Source organism: Enterobacter sp. MF024 (genome assembly GCF_005843915.1).
In the GTDB taxonomy this organism is placed as follows: Bacteria; Pseudomonadota; Gammaproteobacteria; order Enterobacterales; family Enterobacteriaceae; genus Enterobacter; species Enterobacter barmai.
Genome location: NZ_VCBB01000023.1, coordinates 1 through 21444, shown reverse-complemented (window position 1 = coordinate 21444; position 21444 = coordinate 1). Strand labels below are relative to the sequence as shown.

The window sequence follows — 21444 nt, the reverse complement described above, 5'->3', positions numbered from 1 at the left end:
TCCCTAAAAAAACTGAACAACTTTATAATGTTAAGCCCGGGCGACAGGCGCCCGGGTCTTGTTATTAGCGCTATCCGGTGATGATATGATTCTGGTTAACCAGCTCCTCGTAGGTTGTCTGAACGTTATCCAGTGTTACAAGTGTAGTATTCGTGTAAGTATTTGCCGCTCCGTCTCTGTCGACGGAGATCACGGTATTGCCATTGCTGTTGGTGACGTGCAAATAGTTACCCAGCGTCGCGTTATCACCGTTCCAGCCCACCAGCAGATCGCTGATATCGATCTTGTCTCCCTGCGCCAGTGAGAAGTTGGTCCAGTGGTCGTTGCCGCCGTTGCCTGCCGTACCGTTCCCCGCCGTGTTGTTCAGCACTTCGTAAATCAGCGTGTCGCCATAGGCGCTACCGGTGAAGGTATCGTTATGCTCCGAGCTGACAAATTTCGGTGCCATGTTGATGGTCAGGGTGGCGGTATCGGAGGTGCCGTTATCGCCGGTCAGTTTGTAGGTAAAGGTCTCCTTGCTCGTCATCGATGCCAGCGACACGCCGCTGTTCAGGGCGTAGGTGTAGTTGCCGTCCACCCCAATGGTCAGCACGCCGTAATGCCCCTGAACGGTGGCGGTGGCGGTGGCCGTGGTGTACGGATCCAGCGTTGTGGTGGTGCCGTTATAGCCGGTAATGCTCAGACGGCTGTCCACCGAATGCACCTGATCCAGCACGCCCAGCGAATCGGTACCGTCGAAGATATTGCCGGTGACGGTGTGGCCCGCGGTGGTGAGCTCATTGTTCAGGTACAGGGTGGTACCGGTGACGTAAGGGGTGATGGAGATCTGGCCAACCCCCAGCGGACCCATAGACCCGGTAAAGCTCAGGGTGTAGGTCCCGGCGTTCAGATCCAGATCCGGGAGGTTGATGGTGGCTGTGCCCCCCAGCAGCAGACCGCCGTTGAAGGAACCGCTTCGGGTCACCCCTGCCCCGGTAATGGTCCAGGTCACATTCAGGCCGCCCAGCGACAACAGGGAGGCGACGTTAAAGTGGAGGACGACGTCATGCAGGGCGGTGTTGGCCGCCACCTCAAACGTGCCGCTGCCCCGGCCTGAAGTAGAGGCCAGCAGGGCCGCGTTCCAGGTGGCAACACCCACCGTATCATCGCGATAGGCAGCGACCTGCGGCGTGGCATCCACCACCATCTCACGGCTGACGTCGTTGACCGCATCCAGCGCCACCGGCGTCGGGGTGATGTTGAGTGAAGCGGTGTCCTTATCGCCGTTAGGTGCCGTCACGGTATAGACGAAGGTGTCCGGCGTGCTAATGAGGTCCGCGCCCACCCCGGCACGCAGGGTGTAGGTATATTTCCCGTCGGCGTCGATCAGCAGGGTGCCGTACTGTCCGTCAATGCGGGTGGTGCCGGTGGCGTTCACGTCCACGCCGTTCACCTGCGTCACATGGGTGCCTGCCGGAACAATGTCACTCTGCAACACGTCCCCGGTGGTGGCGGCAGTGGTGCTGGTCACGGCATAAACGTGGTCCTCAAGCACGTTCAGACGATAGCCGGTCAGGGCGGTGATCCCCGAGACGGTGTTCAACAGGAAGATGTAATCCCCGGCCGGCAGGGTCAGGGTCAGCGGCGCGGAGGAACCGCCCAGCAGCGGCGCGCGCAGCCAGCCTGCTTCGGTACGCATCCGCTCGTAGCTCTGGGTCGCCGGGTTGAACTTGTAAATATAAAGGTCAAACACCGAGGCCAGAGCAACCCCACCCACCGTACTCTGAATGGTCATGGTGCGGGTGGTGCCCTCCGCCACGCTGTACTTCACGCTCTCGCTGCGATCGTCCAGCAGGTTGAGGTTCAGCACGTTACCCAGGTTGACGCCCACTACGGTAAAGCCGCCCTGGCTCGATGGACCGTAGTCGATGGCGTGGACTTCGGTGCCAAAGGTCAGGGAGGCGGTATCGTCCACCGCCGTCACGCTGTTGCGCACGGTGTTTTCACCCAAGGTGATCACCAGGCGGGCGTCGTCCGTCGCTCCTTTCCCGGCGATGTTGTAGGTGAAGGTGTCGGTCCGGCCCAGCACCGAGGCGCTGGTGTTGGTCAGGGTGTAGGTGTAGCTCCCGTCCGCGTGCAGGGTCAGGGTGCCGTAGAGCCCGTTGATGGTGGTGCCCGCCGCGCCCGCCGCCACGTTGACGGTGACGCCGCTGGCGTTGGTGATGCTGGTGACCACCGTGCCGTTCGGCGCGCTGTCGCTGCCGCTTACCGGATCGGTATCGGTGATGACGTTACCGCTTGTCACCAGCGAGCCACTCAGGGTGCCCGCGGTGGTCTGGACCACGTCCACGTCGAGGCTGGTGTAGGACCCGGTCGCCAGCAGGTTGGAGTTGTAGCTCAGGACGCGGTACTGCCCGCCCTGCATCCCGGTCAGGTTCAGCGTCACGCCGCTGGCCCCGAGCGTCAGCAGGTTAGCGAACTGCGGCAGGCCGGTATCCACTTCGGTGGTCCAGGTGGTGCCGTTCCAGCGCTGGACAATGATCTCCAGGGTGTTGAGCAGGGAGAGCACGATGCCGGTGGCGCTGGCGTTGATCTCCATATCCGCGCTACCGCCGGTTGGCACGGTGAAGGTCACCTGGGCGGAGTTATCTCCCAGCAGCGACAGTACGTTGCCGACGCCGCCCACCAGCTGCACGCCGTAGTCGCTGTACTGGGCGGTGCTGGTGGTGGCGTTGGTGGTCAGGGCCAGACCCACCACGTTGTCACTGGCCGACAGCGGCAGGTTTGGCGCAATCACCGTCCCGGTCGCGGAGGTGTTGCCCGCCGCATCGGTGGCGGAAAGGGTGATCCGCTCCCCTTCGGACTGCTTGTCGAGGAAGGTGTAGCTCCAGCCGCCCTGGGCGTTGGCGGTGGTGGTGACCACGCTGTTATCGCTCAGCAGCAGGGTGATGGTGCTGCCCGCTTCGGCAGTCCCGCTCAGAACGCTGCCGTCGGCGTTGAAGGTTCCCTGCGGCGTGCCCGGCGCAACGGTATCCACAATCACCGTGCTCAGCGGCGTGACCGGACTGGTGCCGACCGCATTGCCCGCGGTGGCGGTAAAGGCGTGGGAGCCGTTACCCAGCGGCACGGTTGGGGTGTAGGTCCAGACCCCGGCCGCGTTGGTGGTCACCGTGGCTAACAGCACGTTGTTGTCGTACAGAGTGATGGTGGAGAGCGGCTGCGCGGTCCCGGTCAGCGTTGGGGTGGTGTCGTCGGTGCTCTGGCCGTTAAGCAGATTGCCGATGATGCTGCCGACGTTGTCGTTGACGCTGGTGATAACCGGTGCCGTTGGGATCACCGAGTACGGCATCCGCAGATCCACCGTCAGGCCCGCGTTACCGGCCCGGTCGGTGGCGAAGACGTGCAGCAGCTCGGCGTTAACCTGCGGCGTGGTAAGCGCGATGCTGAAGCGCCCGCTCGCGTCGGCCACGCCGCTTCCCAGCACGGTGACGTTGTCGGTGCCGAGAATGGTGACGGTGCTGCCCGCCTCGGCGGTGCCGTTAACCCGGCCACCGCTCTCCAGCACGCTGAAGCCGCCCGGTGCCCCCGGGGCGATGGTATCTACGGTGATCGCCGTCACCGGTGACGCCGCGCTCAGGTTGCCCGCCGCGTCGGTGGCGGTGGCGGTGAAGTTATGCACCCCGTCGGTGAGGGTGGTGGTGGTCTGCGCCAGGGTCCACTGACCCTGGGCGTTGGCCGTCACCTCGCCCACCAGGGTGGTGCCATCGTAAATGCGCACCACGCTGTTCGCTTCGGCGGTGCCGTTGAGGGTCAGACGGGTGTCGTTGGTCGGATTGCCGTTGAGCACCGGCCCCTGGATGGTGCCCACGTCGTCCACCACCGAGGTGATGACCGGCGCGGTCGGGGCGGTGGCATCGACGTTAACCGTAAAGCCTGCGGTCGCCAGGCTGACGTTGCCCACCGCGTCGGTGGCGGTCACCGTCAGGCTGTGCAGGCCGTCGGCCAGCGGATTCGGCGGGGTAAAGCTCCAGGCGCTGTTGGCGTCGGCCACCACGCTGCCGAGCAGCAGGGCCCCGTCGTAAATGCTCACCGTCGAACCCGCTTCCGCCGTGCCGCTGAGGGTCGGTTTCGCGTCGTTGGTCAACTGGCCGCTGGTGAGCGTGGTTACGGTGCCCACATCATCCACGACCGATACCAGCACCGGCACCGCTGGCGGCAGGGTATCCACCGTCAGGCTGAAGGTGCTGGACGGATCGCTGACGTTGCCCGCCGCATCCGTCGCCACCGCCGTGAAGTTGTGCGTGGCGTTGGTGAGCGGCGTGGTCAGCGGGAGGGTCCAGTTGCCGCTGGCATCGGCGGTAGCGGTGCCCAGCAGGGTGTCGCCTTCAAAGACCTGCACCCGGGCATTCGCTTCGCTGGTCCCGGTGAGCACCGGCAGGGTGTCGTCGGTGCGCTGGCCGCTAATCAGCGATCCGGTCACGGTGCCGACGTCATCCTGCGCCAGGGTAATGACCGGTGCGAGCGGTTTGACGGTATCGACAATCAGGGTGAAGCCCGCCGAGGCTTCGCTCAGGTTGCCTGCCGCGTCGGTGGCGCTGGCGGTGAAGGTGTGGCTGCCGTTGCCGAGGGCGTTCTCAGGGGTAAAGGTCCAGTCCCCTGCGGCGCTGGCCTGCACGGTGCCAAGCAGGACGCCGTTGTCATAGAGGGTCACCGTGGCGCTGGCGGCCGCGCGGCCCGTCAGGGTTGGGGTCGCATCGTCCGTTACCTGGCCGGAGACGGTGATCGGCGTCTGGATGCTGCCCACGTTATCGGCCGCCGCCACGATGGTCGGAGCCGTCGGGGCGGTGGTGTCCACCGTCAGGGTGAAGGCGGCGCTGGCAGGCCCGGTGTTGCCCGCCGGATCGGTGGCGGTCAGGGTGACGCTGCGCAGCCCCTCGGCGAGGGCGGTGTCCGGGGTGAAGGTCCAGCTTCCCGAGGCGTTAACCACCGCGGTGCCGATCGCCTGGCCGTCAACCAGAATGCTCACGATGGAGCCCGCTTCGCCGGTGCCGTTGAAGGTTGGGCGGGTGTCGTTGGTGACGCCGCCGTTGTTCACCGGGCCGGTGACGGTCCCGACGTCATCCACGACGGTTGCCAGAACCGGTGCCAGCGGGGCGACGGTGTCCACGGTCAGGGAGAAGGCCGGGGAGGTGCCCGACAGGTTGCCTGCGGCATCCGTGGCGCTGATGCGCAGCTCGTGCGGCCCCTGGGCCAGATCGCTGGTCGGGGTAAAGCGCCAGTTGCCGGTGTCGTCCACCAGCACGGTGCCGATCTCCTGGCCGTTATCCAGAATGTGCACGGTGCTGCCCGCCACGCCGGTACCGATCAGCTCCGGACGGGCGTCGTTGGTGAGCTGGCCGCTGACCAGCACCCCGGTGTTGCCCGCCACGTCGTCGTTAACGCTCACCAGCACAGGCGTTGCCGGTGGCGTCATGTCGACGGTCAGGGTGTAGGCCCCGGACGCGGTGCTGACGTTGCCCGCCACGTCGGTGGCGATAGCGGTGAAGCTGTGCAAGCCTTCGGCCAGCACCACCGTTGGGGTGAAGCTCCAGATCCCGCTGTCGTTGGCGACCACGGTGCCGAGCAGACGGGTGCCTTCATAGATGGACACGCTGCTGCCCGCTTCCGCGCTGCCGGAGAGGGTTGGGGTGTTGTCGTTGGTGACGCCGCCGCTGGCCACGTTGCCGGTCACCGGCCCGACGTCATCGTTGGCACCGGTGATGACCGGGGTCGCTGTCACGGTATCCACCACCAGCGAGAACGGTGCAGAAGGCGGGCTCTGGTTGCCCGCCGGATCGGTGGCGGTGATGAGCAGGGTATAGGTGCCATCGTCCAGCGCTGCTGGCGGCGTAAAGCTCCACGCCCCGGTGGCGCTCACCGGTACGGTGCCAAGGACGGTGTCACCAGAGTAGATGGTGATCACGTCGCCCGGCGTCGCGGTGCCGTTCAGGGTTGGCTGGTTGTCGTTGGTCGGCGTGCCGCTGACCACCGATCCGGTCACGGTGCCGACGTTGTCCACCAGGCTGCCGAGAGTCGGTGCGGCAGGCGGGGTGAGGTCGATATTCACCGTCGCCCCCGGCGACTGGCCGCTGGTTTCTGCGCCCACGGTGGCGGTGACGCTGAAGCTGTGATTGCCTTCAGCCAGGGCCGTGGTAATCGGGAACGACCAGGCCCCGGTGGTGGCGTCGGCGGTGACGGTCCCCAGCGGCGTGGTGCTGCCGTCGAGATAGACGCTGACCAGGCTGCCCGGGATCGCCGTACCGGTCAGGGTTGGCGTGGCGTCGTTGGAGCTGAGCCCCTTCACGTTAACCCCGCCGCCGGTACCGTTGTCATCCACAATGGCGTCGATAACCGGCACGTCCGGCAGGGCTGGCGTAGCCGGAACATCATAGGACCCCGGCAGGCTGGTGTTGCCCGCCACGTCGCTGGCAGTCAGGCTCAGGGTGACCGCGTCGCTTTGCGGCGGGGTCAGGGCGATGGAGAACTGACCCTGAGCGTTGGTGACGCCGGTGCCCAGCACCGCGCCGCCCGGGCCGGTCACCGTAATAGTGGAGCCCGCTTCGGCGGTACCGTTCAGCGGCGTACCGCCGGAGACAATCCCGGTCACCACCGGCACGCCCGGTGCCTGGGTATCAATAATCACGTTCACCGGCGTGCTCTGGCTGGTGTTGCCCGCCGCATCGCTCGCCACCAGGGTCAAGGTGTGCGGGTTATCGGTGAGCGGCGTCCCGGCCGGAACCGGCAGCGTCCACTGGCCCTGGGCGTTGGTCTGTACCTCGCCGATCAGCGTGTTGTCGGCATAGACGCTGATGGTGCTGAGCGGCTCGCCGGTACCGCTCAGGGTTGGCGTGCTGCTGTTGGCGTAGAGCTGCCCGCCCGCCAGGGTGCTGTCAGAGATATCGAGCAGCTGCGGGATAGCCGGGGGTACGGTGTCGAGGGTGAAGGCGAAGTTGCTCCCCGCCTCGCTGCGGTTCCCGGCGGCATCCAGCGCCGCCACGGTCAGGGTGGTTGGGCCATCTCTCAGCGCGGTCGAGGTGATGGTCCAGGTGCCGCCGCTCACCAGGCCGCGTCCCACCTCAATGCCGTTGCTGTAAAGAATGACCGTGGTGCCGTTCTCCCCGGTGCCGGTCACGGTCGGGGTGTTGTCGTTGCTGCTGCCGTTCGCCGTGACGTTGCCGGTGACCGGACCGACGTTGTCATTGACGCTGCTGATAACCGGGATATCCGGCACCAGGCTGTCGACGGTGACGGTCATGGCGCCCGACACCGGCGATTCGTTGCCTGCCGGATCGGTGGCGGTGAGGGTGAAGCTGTGGGAACCCTCGCTCAGCGGCAGATCCGGACGCCATGTCCAGTTGCCGTTGATGTCGACCACCACTTCGCCCACCGCGAGGTTACCGGCTGTGGTCTGGTCATAGATGGTGATGACGTCGTCCGGCGTGCCGGTGCCGCTCAGCACCGGACGGGTGTCGTTGGTGGCACCGTTGTTATCAACCGGGCCGGTAATGTCGCTGACGTTATCCGTGACCACCGGCAGTTCAGGCGCATCCGGGGCCTCGGTATCGATGGTGATACTTATCGGCTGGGATGGCGCACTCTGGTTGCCCGCGCCGTCGCTGTTGGTGACGGTCAGGCTGAGATCGTAGGTGCCGTTCGGCAGCCCATCCGGCGGCGTCCAGGTCCAGGTCCCGCCCGGCTGGACGGTGGTTTGGCCGATAGGATCGGTGCCGTTGTAAATGGTAACGATATCGCCCTCGTTCCCGGTGCCGCTCAGGGTTGGGGTGGTATCGCGGGTGCTGCCTCCGCCGGTAAGGGTGGTTTCGCCGCCGCCGTCAGGGTTGACGGTGATCGCCGGGATGTCCGGCGTGGCAGGCGGCACGTTATCAATCACCAGGTTGAAGGTGCCGGAGGTGGCGGTGTTGCCCGCCGCATCGGTCACCGTCGCGGTCAGGGCGTGGGTGCCGTTCCCCAGCGGGGTGGCGAGCTGAATGCTCCATGCCCCGGTGGCGCTGGTGGTGGCGGTGCCGAGCAGCGTGGTGCCTTCGTAGAGGTTAATCTGCGAATTCGCCGGGCCGGTACCGCGGATCAGCGGCTGGGTTTCGTCGGTCGGCTGATCGCTGACTACGTCGCCGGTCACGGTGCCGGTGGTGTCTTCCGCCAGGGTGATAACCGGGGCGACAGGCGGCACGGTATCGATAGTGATGTTAAAGGCTACGGACGGCTCGCCAGTGTTGCCGGCGGCGTCCTTCGCCACCACGGTGATGACCCGCAGCCCCTCGCCGAGGGGATCCTCAGGCGTAAAGGTCCATTCGCCTCCCGCCCCCACCTGGGTGGTGCCCACTTCCACGCCATCCACCCGGATGCTGAGGGTGGTGCCCGCCTCCCCGGTACCGCTCAGGGTTGGCTGGGTGTCGTTGGTGGCAGTGTTGTTACCGATCGCCACCGGGGTGCCGGAGAGATCGTTGATCGCCTGGGTGATGACCGGCGCGTCCGGGGCGGTGGCGTCAACCACAATGCTCCAGCTGTTGGACGGCGCGCTGTTGTTGCCCGCGGCGTCCGCCGATTGCGCGGTCAGGACGTGGCCGCCATCAGGCAGCGGTGCCGTAAGCTGGATCTCCCAGGTACCGCCCGCGCTGACCTGGGTGGTGCCAATCAGTTCCGTGCCGCTGTAGAGCAGGATGGTGGCGTTGGCAACGCCGGTCCCGCGCACCAGCGGCGTGTTGTCGTTGGTGGTCTGCCCGTCGTTAACGGTGCCGGTGAAGTCGGTCACGTTGTCCACCACGTCGGTAATCACCGGAACGGCCGGTGGCGTGGTGTCCGGCGCGGTTACCTGACCTTCCGCGCCGGTATTCCCGGCGATATCGGTCGCCGTCACCGTCAGCAGTTCGCCGTTCAGTTTCGGCGTGGTGAGGGTGAGGGAGAAGCTACCGTCGTCATTGACTACCCCGGTACCCACTACGGTGTCGCCGTCGCGCACGGTGATGGTGCTGCCCGCTTCGCCCTGGCCGGTGAGGGTGTTGCCGTTATTGAGAATGGTGAAGCTGCCCGGTGCCCCCGGGGCGATGGTATCCACGGTGATGGAGGTCACCGGCGACGCCGGGCTGATGTTGCCCGCCGGGTCGGTGGCGGTGGCGGTAAAGTTATGCACCCCGTCGGTGAGGGTGGTGGTGGTCTGGGTCAGGGTCCACTGGCCCTCGCCGTTGGCGATGGTCTCGCCCACCAGCGTGTCGCCGTCGTAAATGCGCACGATGGCACCCGCTTCGGCGGTGCCGTTGAGGGTCGGACGGGTGTCGTTGGTCGGAGCGCCGCTGAGGACTGGCCCCTGTACCGAGCCGGTGTCATCCACAATCGAGACGATGGCTGGGGCAACCGGGGCGGTGGCATCCACGTTAATCACAAATCCGCCGGTCGGCGGGCTGACGTTGCCTGCCGCATCGGTGGTGGTCACCGTCAGGGTATGTTCCCCGTCGCCCAGCGGGCTGAGCGGGGTAAAGATCCAGGCGTTGTCGGCCCCGACAAGGGCGGTGCCCAGCAGGGTGGTGCCGTCATAAACGCTCACCGTCGATCCGGCTTCCGCCGTGCCGCGCAGGGTCGGGTTAGCATCATTGGTCAGTTGGCCGTTATCGAGCACTACGGTGGTGCCGACGTCATCGGTGACCGACACCAGCACCGGCGCTTCTGGCGTCACGGTATCCACCGTCAGGATGAAAGTGGCGGACGGATCGCTGGCGTTGCCTGCCGCATCGATCGCCACCGCCGTGAAGGTATGCTGGTCATCGCTGAGCGCTTCGGTGAGCGGGATGGACCAGTTGCCGCTGGCATCGGCCACGCCTTCGGCGAGGAGGGTGTCGCCTTCAAAGATCTGCACCCGGGCGTTCGGTTCGCTGGTGCCGGTGAGCACCGGCAGGTTGTCGTTGGTGCTGCTGCCGCTGGTCAGGGAGCCGGTCACCGGGCCGACGTCGTCCTGGGCCAGCGCGATGGTTGGCGCAACCGGCTTCAGGGTATCGACAATCAGGGTGAAGCCCGGCGAGAGCTCGCTGAGGTTGCCCGCCGCGTCGGCGGCGCGAGTGGTGAAGGTGTGGCTGCCGCTGCTGAGGGCCTCGGCTGGGGTGTACGTCCAGTCGCCCGCTTCGTTAGCCTGCACGGTATCTAGCGCAACGCCATTGTCGTAGATCGTGACGGTGGCGTTGGCTTCCGCGCGGCCGGTCAGGGTCGGCGTGGTGTCGTCGGTGGCCTGGCCGGAGGTGGCGATCGGCGTCTGGATGGGGCCGACGTTATCGCTGATGGCGGTCAGGGTCGGTGCCGCAGGAGCAACGGTGTCCACCGTCAGGATAAACGGCTCGCTGGCGGCACCGGTGTTCCCGGCGGTGTCGGTGGCGGTGAAGCGGATGCTGCGGGTGCCTTCCCCGAGCGGCGCTTCAGGGGTGAAGGTCCAGCTGCCCGCGGCGTTCACCACCGCGGTGCCGATCTCCTGCTCGTCGACAATGATATGGATGGTGGCACCCACTTCGCCGCTGCCGGTGAAGGTTGGACGGGCGTCGTTAGTGGTATCGCCGCTCGCCAGGGTGCTGGTGGTGGCACCGACATCATCCACGGCGGTGAGCAGCACCGGTGCCAGCGGGGCGGCGGTATCGATGTTTATGGTAAAGACCGGCGAGGTGCCCGAGACGTTGCCTGCCGCATCGGTGGCGCTGACGCGCAGGTCGTGTGGCCCCGGCGCCAGATCGCTGGCAGGGGTAAAGCTCCAGTTGCCGGTAGAGCTCACCAGCGCGGTGCCGATCTCCTGGCCGTTATCCAGAATATGCACGGTGCTGCCCGCCACGCCGGTACCGGTCAGTTCCGGGCGGGTGTCGTTGGTGACCTGGCCGTTGGTCAGCAGGCCGGTACTGCCCTCCACATCATCGTTAATGCTGACGATCGCCGGGGTGGCCGGTGGGGTCATGTCGACGGTCAGGGTGTAGGTTCCTGATACCGGGGTGACGTTGCCCGCGCTGTCGGTGGCGACCGCGGTAAAGACGTGCTGACCTTCTGCCAGCACGCTGGTCGGGGTGAAGGTCCATGTGCCCTGGGCGCTGGCGGTGACGGTGCCAAGCAGCTTAATGCCATCGTAGATCGCCACGCTGCTGCCCGCTTCCGCGGTGCCGGTCAGGGTTGGGGTGTTGTCGTTGGTGCTGCCGCCGTCGGCCACGTTGCCGCTGACCGGATCGGCGTTGTCGTTCGCGCCGGTGATCAGCACTTCGCCCGCGGTGGTGTCCACGACCAGCGAGAACGGCGCCGAGCGCGGGCTCTCGTTACCCGCCGGATCGGTGGCGGTGAGGGTCAGGCTGTAGGTGTCGTCGTCCAGCGGCTGGGCGAGGGTGATGCTCCAGGCTCCGGTGTTGCCCACCGTTGCCGTACCGAGCACGGTATCCCCCGAGTAGAGGGTGATGACATCCCCCGGGGTCGCCGTGCCGTTGAAGGTCGGCAGGTCATCGTCAGTCGCTCTGCCGCTGACGATAGCGCCCGAAACGGTGCCGACGTCGTCAATGACGGTGCCAAACGCCGGAGCGGTTGGCGCAGTAAGATCGATATTGACCGTCGCCCCCGGCGACTGGCCGCTGGTTTCCGCACCAACGGTGGCGGTGACGGTGAAGCTGTGGTTGCCTGCGCTCAGGGCGGTTTCAATCGGGAATGTCCATGCCCCGGTTTCGGCGTCGGCGGTGACGGTGCCCAGCGGCGTAGCGCTGCCGTCGAGGTAGATGGTCACCAGGCTGCCCGCAATGGCGGTACCGGTGAGAGTTGGGGTGGTGTCGTTGGAGCTGCCGCCCTTGACGTTCACGTCGCCGGCGGTGCCGTTGTCATCCAGGATCTCGTTGATGACCGGAACCGCAGGCAGTGGTGGTGTGGCGGGCACATCAAAGTCCACCGGATCGCTGACGTTGCCCGCCGGATCGCTGGCGGTCACGCTCAGGGTCACCGCGTCGCTTTGCGGCGGGGTCAGGGCGACGGAGAATTCCCCCTGTTCGTTAGCGACGCCGGTGCCCAGCACCACGCCGCCCGGGCCGGTTACCGTCACGGTGGCGCCCGCTTCGGCGGTGCCGTTCAGCGGGGTGCCGCCGGAGACGATGCCGGTGACCACCGGATCGGCCGGTGGCAGCGTATCCACCACCACGCTGACCGGGGTACTTTCGCTGGTGTTGCCCGCGGCGTCGCTCGCTACCACGGTGATGGTGTGGTTGTCATTCGCCAGCACGGTGCCCTCAGGTAGCGGCAGCGTCCACTGACCCTGGGCGTTGGCCTGGACCTGGCCCACGGAATTGCCGTCGATAAAGACGGTGATGGTGCTCAGAGGCTCACCGCTGCCGCTCAGGGTTGGGGTGGCGTTGTTCACGTACAGGGTGCCGTCGGCGAGGGTGCTGTTGGAGATCTCCAGCAGCTGCGGGATCCCCGGCGGTACGGTGTCGACGGTGAAGGCAAAATCACTGCCCTGACCGCTGACGTTACCGGCGGCATCCACCGCCGCCACGGTCAGGGTGGTCGGGCCATCTTTCAGTTCCGGGGTGGTGATGCTCCAGCTGCCGTTGGTGACCAGGCCACGCCCGACCTCCACGCCGTTGCTGTAAAGGATCACGGTGGTGCCGTTTTCGCCGGTGCCGGTCACGGTCGGGGTATTGCCGTTGCTGCTGCTGCCCGCCGGGATGTTGCCGGTGACAGGGCCTGCGTTGTCATCCACGCTGCCGATAGTCGGGATCGCCGGGATCTGGCTGTCGACGGTCACGGTGACGGTATTAGAGACCACCGAGACGTTACCCGCTTCGTCGGTGGCGGTGACGGTAAAGCTGTGTTGACCCTGGGCCAGTTCATCGGCAGGACGCCAGCTCCAGTTGCCGTTAACGTCGACCACCGCTTCGCCCACCTTGACGTTGCCCGCCGCGGTCTGGTCATAGATGCTGATGATGTCGTCCGGCGTGCCGGTGCCGCTGATCACCGGGCGGGTGTCGTTGGTCGCGCCGTTGTTGCCCACCGGGCCGGTGATTTCGCTGACGTTATCGGTGATGACCGGAGCGGCAGGCTGGTCCGGCGCCTCGGTATCAATGGTGATGCTCACCGACTGCGACGGGGCGCTCTCGTTGCCCGCGCCGTCTTTGTTGGTCACGGTCAGGCTGAGATCGTAGGTGCCATTCGGCAGCCCGTCCGGCGGGGTCCAGGTCCAGGTGCCGTCCGGCTGCACGGTGGTTTCGCCGATAGGGGTGGTGCCGTTGTAGATGGTGACGACATCCCCTTCAGTGCCGGTACCGCTCAGGGTTGGGGTGGTGTCGCGGGTGCTGCCGCCGGGGGAGAGAGGCTGCTGCTCGCCGCCGTCAGGGTTGACGGTGATCGTCGGCAACGCCGGGGTGCCCGGGGCCAGGGTATCCACCACCAGGTTAAAGCTCTCCGAGGTGGAGGTGTTGCCCACCGCGTCGGTGACGGTGGCGACGATCGCGTGGGTGCCATTTACCAGCGGGGTGGCCAGCTGCAGGCTCCAGACGCCGTCGCCATTGGTGGTAACGGTGCCGAGCAGGGTGGTGCCTTCATAGAGGCTGATCTGCGAGTTTGCCGGGCCGGTGCCGTGGATCACCGGACGGGTTTCGTCGGTCGGCACGTTGTTGGTCACATCGCCCTGCACGCTGCCGGTGTTATCTTCCACCCGGGTAATGACCGGCACCTCAGGGGCGGTGGTATCCACGGTTAACGTAAAGGCACCGGATTCGGCGCTGCTGTTACCGGCGGCATCTTTCGCCACCACCCTGATGTCGTGCGGACCATCCTCAAGGGCGGTGGCAGGGGTGAAGCTCCACTCGCCGCCGTTGCCTACCTGCGCGGTGCCGACCTCCACGCCGTCCACGCGAATGCTGATGGTCGACCCGGCCTCACCGGTGCCGTACAGGGTTGGGCGGTTGTCGTTGGTGGTGCTGTTGTTAGTAATCACCCCAGCGGAGTCAGGCAGATCGTTAATCACCTGGGTAATGGCCGGGGCGTCCGGCGCGGTGGCATCGACAATGATGCTCCAGGTGTTGGACGGCTGGCTGTGGTTGTTGTAACGGTCAACCGCTTCCGCCCGCAGGACGTAGCCGCCGTCGTCGACCAGCAGCAGCTCGGTAGACCAGTTGCCCTCGGCGTCCACTTCGGCGAAACCAACCTGATCCTCGCCGCTGTAGATGTAAATGGTGGTGCCCGGTTCACCGGTGCCGCTGATGACCGGATGGGTGTCGTTGGTGACCTGCCCGTCGAGAACCACGCCGGTGATGTCGTCCTCGTTATCCACTACGCTTGTGATGACCGGGGCCTCAGGCGGGGTGACGTCCGGGGCGGTCACGGTGTTTTCCGGCCCGGTATTGCCCGCCGCATCGGTGGCGGTGACCGCCAGCTCTTCGCCGTTCAGTCTTGGGGTGGAGAGGATGATATCGAAGTTACCGTCGGCATCAGCCACGCCTCTGCCGATCACGTCATCGCCGTCGCGAATGGTGACGGTGCTGCCCGCTTCGGCCCTGCCGGTGACGCTGGAGCCGTCCTCTGAGATCGCAAGGTCGGTCGGGGCGAGAGGCGGGGTGACATCGCCCACCACCACGTTAGCGGGCTGGCTCGCGTTCCCGGCGGCATCGGTGGCCACCACATTGAGGGTATTTCCCTCGGTTTGCGCTTCGCTGAGCTCAACCCGGAATTCGCCGTTGGCATCGGTCAGGCCGGTGCCAATGGTCTCCCCGGAACCGTTGGTGATGGTGATGGTGCTGCCCGGCTCGGCGGTGCCGATGACCTCGGTGCCGCCAGGGATCAGGCTGATGGTCGGCAGGGCCGGAGGCGTGCGGTCGATGGTGAAGGCGAACGGCTCGGAGGCGGCGCTGGTGTTGCCCGCCAGATCGGTCTCCGTCAGGGTGATGGCGTGCGGCCCGTCGGCAAGCGGGTTATCCGGCGTGAAGCTCCATTTGCCGTCCTCGCCCACGGTGGCCTGGCCTACCAGCTGACCGTTGTCATAAATCCTGATGGTGCTGCCCGCCTCGCCGGTGCTGTTGAGGGAAGGGCGGTTGGCGTCGGTGCTCTGCCCGGCGGTAAGTTGCCCCTGCACGCTGCCGGTGGTGTCATTCACCGTCACGCCAGATGGCGCATTCGGCGCGACGGTATCAACGGTAAGGCTGAAGGCCGGGGAGGCCGGTCCGGTATTGCCCGCGCTGTCGGTAGCCCGGGTGGTAATCTGATGCGCCCCGTCGCCAAGTGCGGTGGCCGGGGTAAAGGTCCAGCTGCCGTCGGTGTTCACCTGCGCGGTGCCGATGGCGTTGCCGTTGTCGTAAATCGTGATGGTGGAACCCGGTTCGCCGCTGCCGCTAAAGGTCGGGCGGGCGTCATCGGTGGTCTGGCCGCTGGTGAGCGATCCGGTTACGCTGCCCACGTCATCCGTCACGCTGGCAACGACCGGCGCGACAGGAGGGGTGGTGTCTGCGGCGGTCACCGGGGTGCCCGGGCCGACGTTGCCTGCCCCGTCGGTCGGCGTGACGGTGACGGTCTCGCCGTTGGTGTAAGGCTTGCCGAGATCGACGGTGAATTCACCGTTGCCGTTGGTCTGGCCACGGCCGATGACGTTGCCGTTGGCATCGGTCACGGTGATGATGCTGTTGGCTTCGGCACTCCCGCTAAGTTTAGTGCCGTCTGCTGAGAATCTGAGGTTGCCTGCCGCGCCCGGCGGCGTGGTGTCGTTCGGGTCGGTGCCCGGCAGGGTTGGGTTACCGCCATTGCCGTTGCCGTTGTCACCGCCACCACCGTTGTTATTGCCGCCGTCGCTGTCGCTCCCACCGCCGCCACCGCCGCCGCCGCCACCTGCGGCCAGGGCAATACCCCCTGCGACCGCCACCCCGCCCAGCGCCCACGGCCAGATCGCCGCGCCTTCGCTTGTTGATGCGGTAGTGCCCGCCAGCAGGGCGTCAATGGAAGCAATCGACTGGTAACTTTCCCCTGCCATCGGGTCTGCAATCCACCATAGCGCGCCGTTATTCTCTTCCAGCACCAGCTGGCTGATGCCCTGATCGCCGCTGACATAGAAATTTTTGACGGTAATGGTTTCGCCATCGACCAGCTTAATAATCAGGTCGTTACCGTTGCGGTTGTACTCGAGAATGTCGGCCCGTTCGGCGTTAATTTTCACGATGGAGGAGTCGTTCAGTGTCACCTGAGACCCGTCTGTTACCGTCTCCACGTGCGTCAGTTTGGAGATGACAGTGATTTTACTCATGTGTGTTACTCCCGGCAGTGTGCAGTGAAATGGCGCGCATTTTTAGCCATTTCTTTTCAGCAGATTGAGCTCCACCCGAAGGGAAAGTGTTTATTTAAAACAGTGACCCAGGGTAATTATTTAAAAGTGATTACGGGCTGCCGATATAGCGATGGTGGCAGCGGTATATAGCCCTAGCTTCTTAATGGGTAATTCGGTTGGGTATATATTTTTGGTGGTAAAATCCTTGTCTTAAATAATGGCGAGAATTCATGATTGACTAACTTTGATATAGCCAGAAAGTACCAGAAGCGCAAATTAAGCCGGGATGAATAAGTGTTTAGCAGGATTGAAAATGTTATTTTTTTACAAAGGGGTAAAGAAGGGGTCAGGCGCGGTGCGGGTTCGCTGGGCGTCTGGACCAAGGCGTGACGGCGGTTTTATTCTGGAAATTTAATAAGATGGGAATGTTATGCATGATGAAATAACCTTGGTGAATATTTCATCGTGGCTGAATTAATAATTAAGCGGTAATGAACTTGATAGTCAGTATGATATATTTTGGAGGGGTAAATTACAGGGGTTGAAATAATAAAGTGTTGTGCTATTTAGATGAGGGTATAAGTTAAGGCAACCAGGGTATTTAGTAGCAATGATATTATTGTGATAAATGTCAGGATATTTATTGATTTAATGGGGGGATATATTTTTAATGTCGTGCGCGGTGTATTGCCCGGCGGCGCTGCAGTGCGGCCTGATACCCTCACCCCGACCCTCTCCCATGGGGAGAGGGAGCAAACATTAAAAACGGCAACGTTGTTACCGTTTTACATTTACCTCCGCCACCCGGCGCTGCAGTGCGGCCTGATGCCCCTCACCCTAACCCTCTCCCCGCAGGGGAGAGGGGATCGTCCGTACTAGCCGGTAATAATGTGATTCTGATTCACCAGTTCCTCATAGGTGGTCTGGACGTCGTCCAGCGTCACCAGCGTGGCCGGAGCATAGCTGGTGCCCGTCCCATCCCGGTCGATGCTGATCACCGTGTTGCCATCGCTGCTGTTGACCTGGAGATATTCCCCCAGCGTGCCGCGATCGCCATTCCACCCCACCAGCAGCTGGCTGATGTCGATTTTATCGCCCTCCGCCAGCGAGAAGTTGCTGACGTGATCGCCGCCGTTGTCGCTGAGCACGTTGTAAATCAGCGTTTCACCCGTGGGCTCTGCGTTCAGGGCAAACGCCGTGGCGGTCGTCGTGGTGGTCGGCGGATTTGGGGCCGCCGGATCAACGTCTATCGTCCAGGTCTCGGAGATCAGGCTGTGATTGCCCCGGCGGTCAACGGCATCGGCGGTCAGGGAGTGGATCCCATCGGTCAGACTGGCGGGCACCTGGAACGACCAGTTGCCCGACGAATCCACCTCCGTCATCCCGATCTGAATGGCCTCGCTGTAGACAAAAATTTTGGTGCCGATCTCACCTGTGCCGGAGATCAGCGGCGTGCGGTCGTCGGTTAAGGTCCCGCTCACCACGGTACCGGTTATGTCCGGCACGTTATCCGCCACGTTGGTGATGATTGGTGTGGCCGGTGGCGTGATGTCATCGGCTTCAACCGTGCTCGGATCGCTTGTGTTGCCCGCGTGATCGGTGGCGGTCAGGCTCATGATCTCGCCGTTCAGCTTGGCGACAGGCAGCGTGAAGGAGAAGCTCCCCGTTTCGCTAACCACCACTTCGCCGAGTTTATTGGTGCCTTCCATGATCACCACGGTGCTGCCCGCTTCCGCAGTGCCGGTGAGCGCCAGGCCATCGTCGGAAACATCCAGTCCGGCAGGCGGGGCCGGCGGCGTGGAGTCATTAGCCGTGGCCTGAGCAGGTGGACTCTGGTTATTGGCGGTGTCGAAGGCGTAGACCGTCAGCACTTCGCCGTTGAGCTGGTTAGGGGAGATGTTGACGCTGAACTTGCCGTCGGCCTCCACGGTGCCGGTACCAATCTCCTGGCCGGTGGCGTCGCGAATCGAGATGCGGGCGTTGGCTTCCGCTTCACCGCTCACGCTGTCGCCCGTTTCGGCGACGACAAGGGCGGTCGGCGCCGCCGGGGCGGTGGTATCCGGTACGATCAGCGGGGCCTCAGGGCCTTCGTTACCCGCCCGGTCGGTGGCAACGGCGCTCAGCGTTTCGCCGTTGGTCTGCGGGGTAGTCAGGGTCAGCGTGAACGCTCCGTTGACGTCGGCGGTGGCGGTGCCGAGGCTTTCGCCCAGGTTATTGGTGACCGTGACCGTCGAGTTGGGCTCGGCGCTGCCGGTGAGGATGGTGCCGGTGGCATTGATCGCGAGGCCACTCGGCGCGGCCGGTGGCGTGCGGTCAACGGTAAATTCAAACGGCGCGGAGGTGGGGCTCAGGTTGCCCGCGACATCCGTCTCCGTCAGGGTGAAGCTGTGCTCCCCTTCAATCAGCGGCTCAACAGGGGTGTAGCTCCAGGAGCCGTTGTCCGGGACGATGATCTCCGCCAGCAGCAGCTCGTTATGGTAGAGGGTAATGGTGCTGCCGGGATCGCCCGTGCCGCTCAGCACCGGCTGGGTGGCATCGGTAAAGCCGCCGGAGGTGACGAACCCCTGGATGTTGCCCACGCTGTCTATCACCTGCAGCACCGGCGCATCTGGCGCAATGGTATCGATGGTGAGGATAAAGTCCTCGGAGTCCGGTCCAGTATTGCCTGCCGGGTCGGTGGCGCTGGCGGTGATCTGATGCAGACCTTCAGCCAGATCGGAGGTTGGTGTAAACGTCCAGCTGCCGTCGCTGTTCACCACCGTGCTGCCGATGTTTTTGCCGTTGTCATAGAGCGTGATGGTTGAACCGGCCTCGCCGCTGCCGCTAAAGACCGGGCGCGGATCGTCGGTGGTCCCGCCGCTGTTCAGCGCCCCGGTGATGCTGCCGACGTCATCGTCAGCGATGATGATCATTGGCGCATCCGGGGCCGTGGTGTCCGCCGCGGTAATGCTGGTTGGCGGGCTGACGTTGCCGGAGCCGTCGGTGGCTTTCGCCGTCAGGGTTTCGCCGTTGGTGTAAGGCGTACCCAGCTCGACGGTGAACTCGCCGTTGCCGTTGGTTTTGGCTTTACCCACCACGTTACCGCTGGCATCGGTGATGGTCACCGTGCTGTTGGCTTCGGCGCTGCCGAGAAGCTGGGTGTTACCGTTGGCGAAGTGCAGGTTGGTCGGCGCGCCGGGTGGCGTGGTATCCAGCACGGCCGGACCCGGATCGATTCGATCGCTACCACCGCCGCCACCGCCGCCGCCACCTCCGCCTGCTGCCAGGGCAATACCGCCCGCTGCGGCCACGCCGCCCAGCACCCACGGCCAGATTGGCGTATCACTTGATGAGTTGCTGACGTTACCCGCAATCAGCGCATCGGTGGAGGGGATCGACTGGTAACGCTCTACCGCCAGCGGATCGTCAATCCACCACAGCGCGCCGTTTTCATCCAGCACCAGCTTGTGGTTATTGACGTAATAGTTCTTCAGGGTCACGGTTTCGCCGTTGGTCATTCTGACCAGAAGATCGTTATTGCTGCGGGAATAACTGGCAATATCACCCCTGCCAGCCTGGAGCTTAATGACGGAATCTTCGCCCAGAACGATCTGGTTGCCTTCTGCCACGGTTTCTTGATGCGTCAGTCTGGAGATGACAGTGAATTTACTCATTTGTATTACTCCCACCAGAGTGTAATGACATGCTGTGTGTATAAATTCGTTTTTGGTCAGCAGAATTTAAGCGTCCCGAAGGAGACACTATTTGTTAGAAATAGTGACCTGCTGTAATGTTTTTTGTGCTGCCGGACAGGTTTGTCATCCCTGTTATTAATATTGTTAGCGTCTCATTATTGCTTTAAAAGGATATAGACAGAAAGGACTAAAAGCGCAAATGACGAAGCGGTGAAATAAAGGATAGCCGATCGTTCACCTTTTATGTAGCACAGTTAAGAAGGCGATTTACAGAGGGTGGTAAGTCCGCAGGCCTTGCCGGGCGTGGCTTTTAGGTGATTATCTCATAGAGATTTCAGGTTGTGGAGATTGCGGTTGATCACAATTTATCGCGATAAAATTGCCGTTTTTATTAATTAAATGCGGAGCAGGGCAGTATTATGTGCATTATATTTATAAAGGCCGGGTGATTCTTAATTGCGGTGTTGACATCTTTTTCAGGTTAGCTAATAGAGTTGCCGCTGAGATTTGTAATAATACAAAAGTATGATTTTTCTTCCTGTAAATAACGTATTTTGCGGGGTGCCCTACGACGTTCGTATTATTTTATCTCTTGCCGCACTTTGTGGTCAGGCAGTATAGAGTAAATATACGGTTTTTGCCGGGTCAATTATTAATAAATATTATCGAATAAAGTGAATATCAGGCCGCGCTGTCATAAGGCGCGGGACGGTTTCGCCTGGATATCAATGGCAATGGCGATGCGATCGTCAACCACCAACGCAAAGCGATCCATCTTATAGGCCGAACGTGAGATAGCGGTGGTGGCGTGCAGAGCGATCGCCTCACCCGGCAGGGGATCGAGCGTGGCTTCCAGGATCACCGGACGGCTGAGATCCCGCACGGTCAGCGTGCCGAACGCGCGGTAGTGATCTTCTTTGAGCTTCACCACCCGGGTGCTGGAAAAGGTGATGGTCGGATAACGCGCGGCGTCAAAAAACATGTTGCTCTTCAGCTGCCAGGTGAGCAGGTTGTTGGAGGCCTTAAGCGTGGCGACCGGAACCGTCACCTGGATACGATCGTCAAATTCGTTGTCCGGGTTCAGCGTCACCGTCCCCGTCACGCCATTGAGATTCGCCCACGACGGGATCCCGCCGAACGCGCGCCACGACAGTTTGATGGCGGTCTTCTGGGTGTCGATGGTGTATACCACGGGAGCCGCGTAGAGCGACGGGCAAACGAGCGTGACGACCAGCAGAATAACGAGGCGCAGCATAGGGGCTCTCCCTTTCACAGATAAAAGTTAACGCATCAGGTGGCAGGTTTATTCGGTGTAAGGGGTTGCCCTGCGTGAGATAAGCGTAGAAAGGCGCAAGCGCGTCGGCAAGGGTTTTCAGGGCATTGTCATTTATGCGTTTGTGGTGAGGTCACAGTTCTGGAAAGTTTTTCAACATCTGCCTCTCCCAGTGGATTGAGGGATCCCCACAAAAAAAAGTGGCACGGTCTGCCCCC

At 63.4% G+C, this 21444-nt stretch carries 3 protein-coding genes; all 3 read right to left on the bottom strand.

What is annotated here, in order from left to right:
• Window positions 1-70: 70 nt before the first annotated feature.
• A complete protein-coding gene (locus FFB58_RS22305) occupies window positions 71-16258 on the bottom strand; it encodes a BapA/Bap/LapF family large adhesin (protein ID WP_138371035.1) in 16188 nt (5395 codons plus the stop codon).
• A gap of 896 nt (window positions 16259-17154) precedes the next feature.
• Window positions 17155-19932: an Ig-like domain-containing protein gene (locus tag FFB58_RS22300; RefSeq protein WP_138371034.1), complete on the bottom strand. Its 2778-nt coding sequence runs from the start codon at window positions 19930-19932 to the stop codon at window positions 17155-17157.
• 715 nt (window positions 19933-20647) lie between these two features.
• Window positions 20648-21208, bottom strand: coding sequence for a YceI family protein (locus tag FFB58_RS22295; RefSeq protein WP_138371033.1), 561 nt, complete (start codon window positions 21206-21208; stop codon window positions 20648-20650).
• Between the last annotated feature and the right edge of the window lie 236 nt (window positions 21209-21444).

Bases quoted from the DNA above. Each gene is read 5' to 3' on its own strand.
- FFB58_RS22305 (WP_138371035.1), bottom strand. From the start codon at position 16,258: ATGAGTAAAATCACTGTCATCTCCAAACTGACGCACGTGGAGACGGTA.
- FFB58_RS22295 (WP_138371033.1), bottom strand. From the start codon at position 21,208: ATGCTGCGCCTCGTTATTCTGCTGGTCGTCACGCTCGTTTGCCCGTCG.
- FFB58_RS22300 (WP_138371034.1), bottom strand. From the start codon at position 19,932: ATGAGTAAATTCACTGTCATCTCCAGACTGACGCATCAAGAAACCGTG.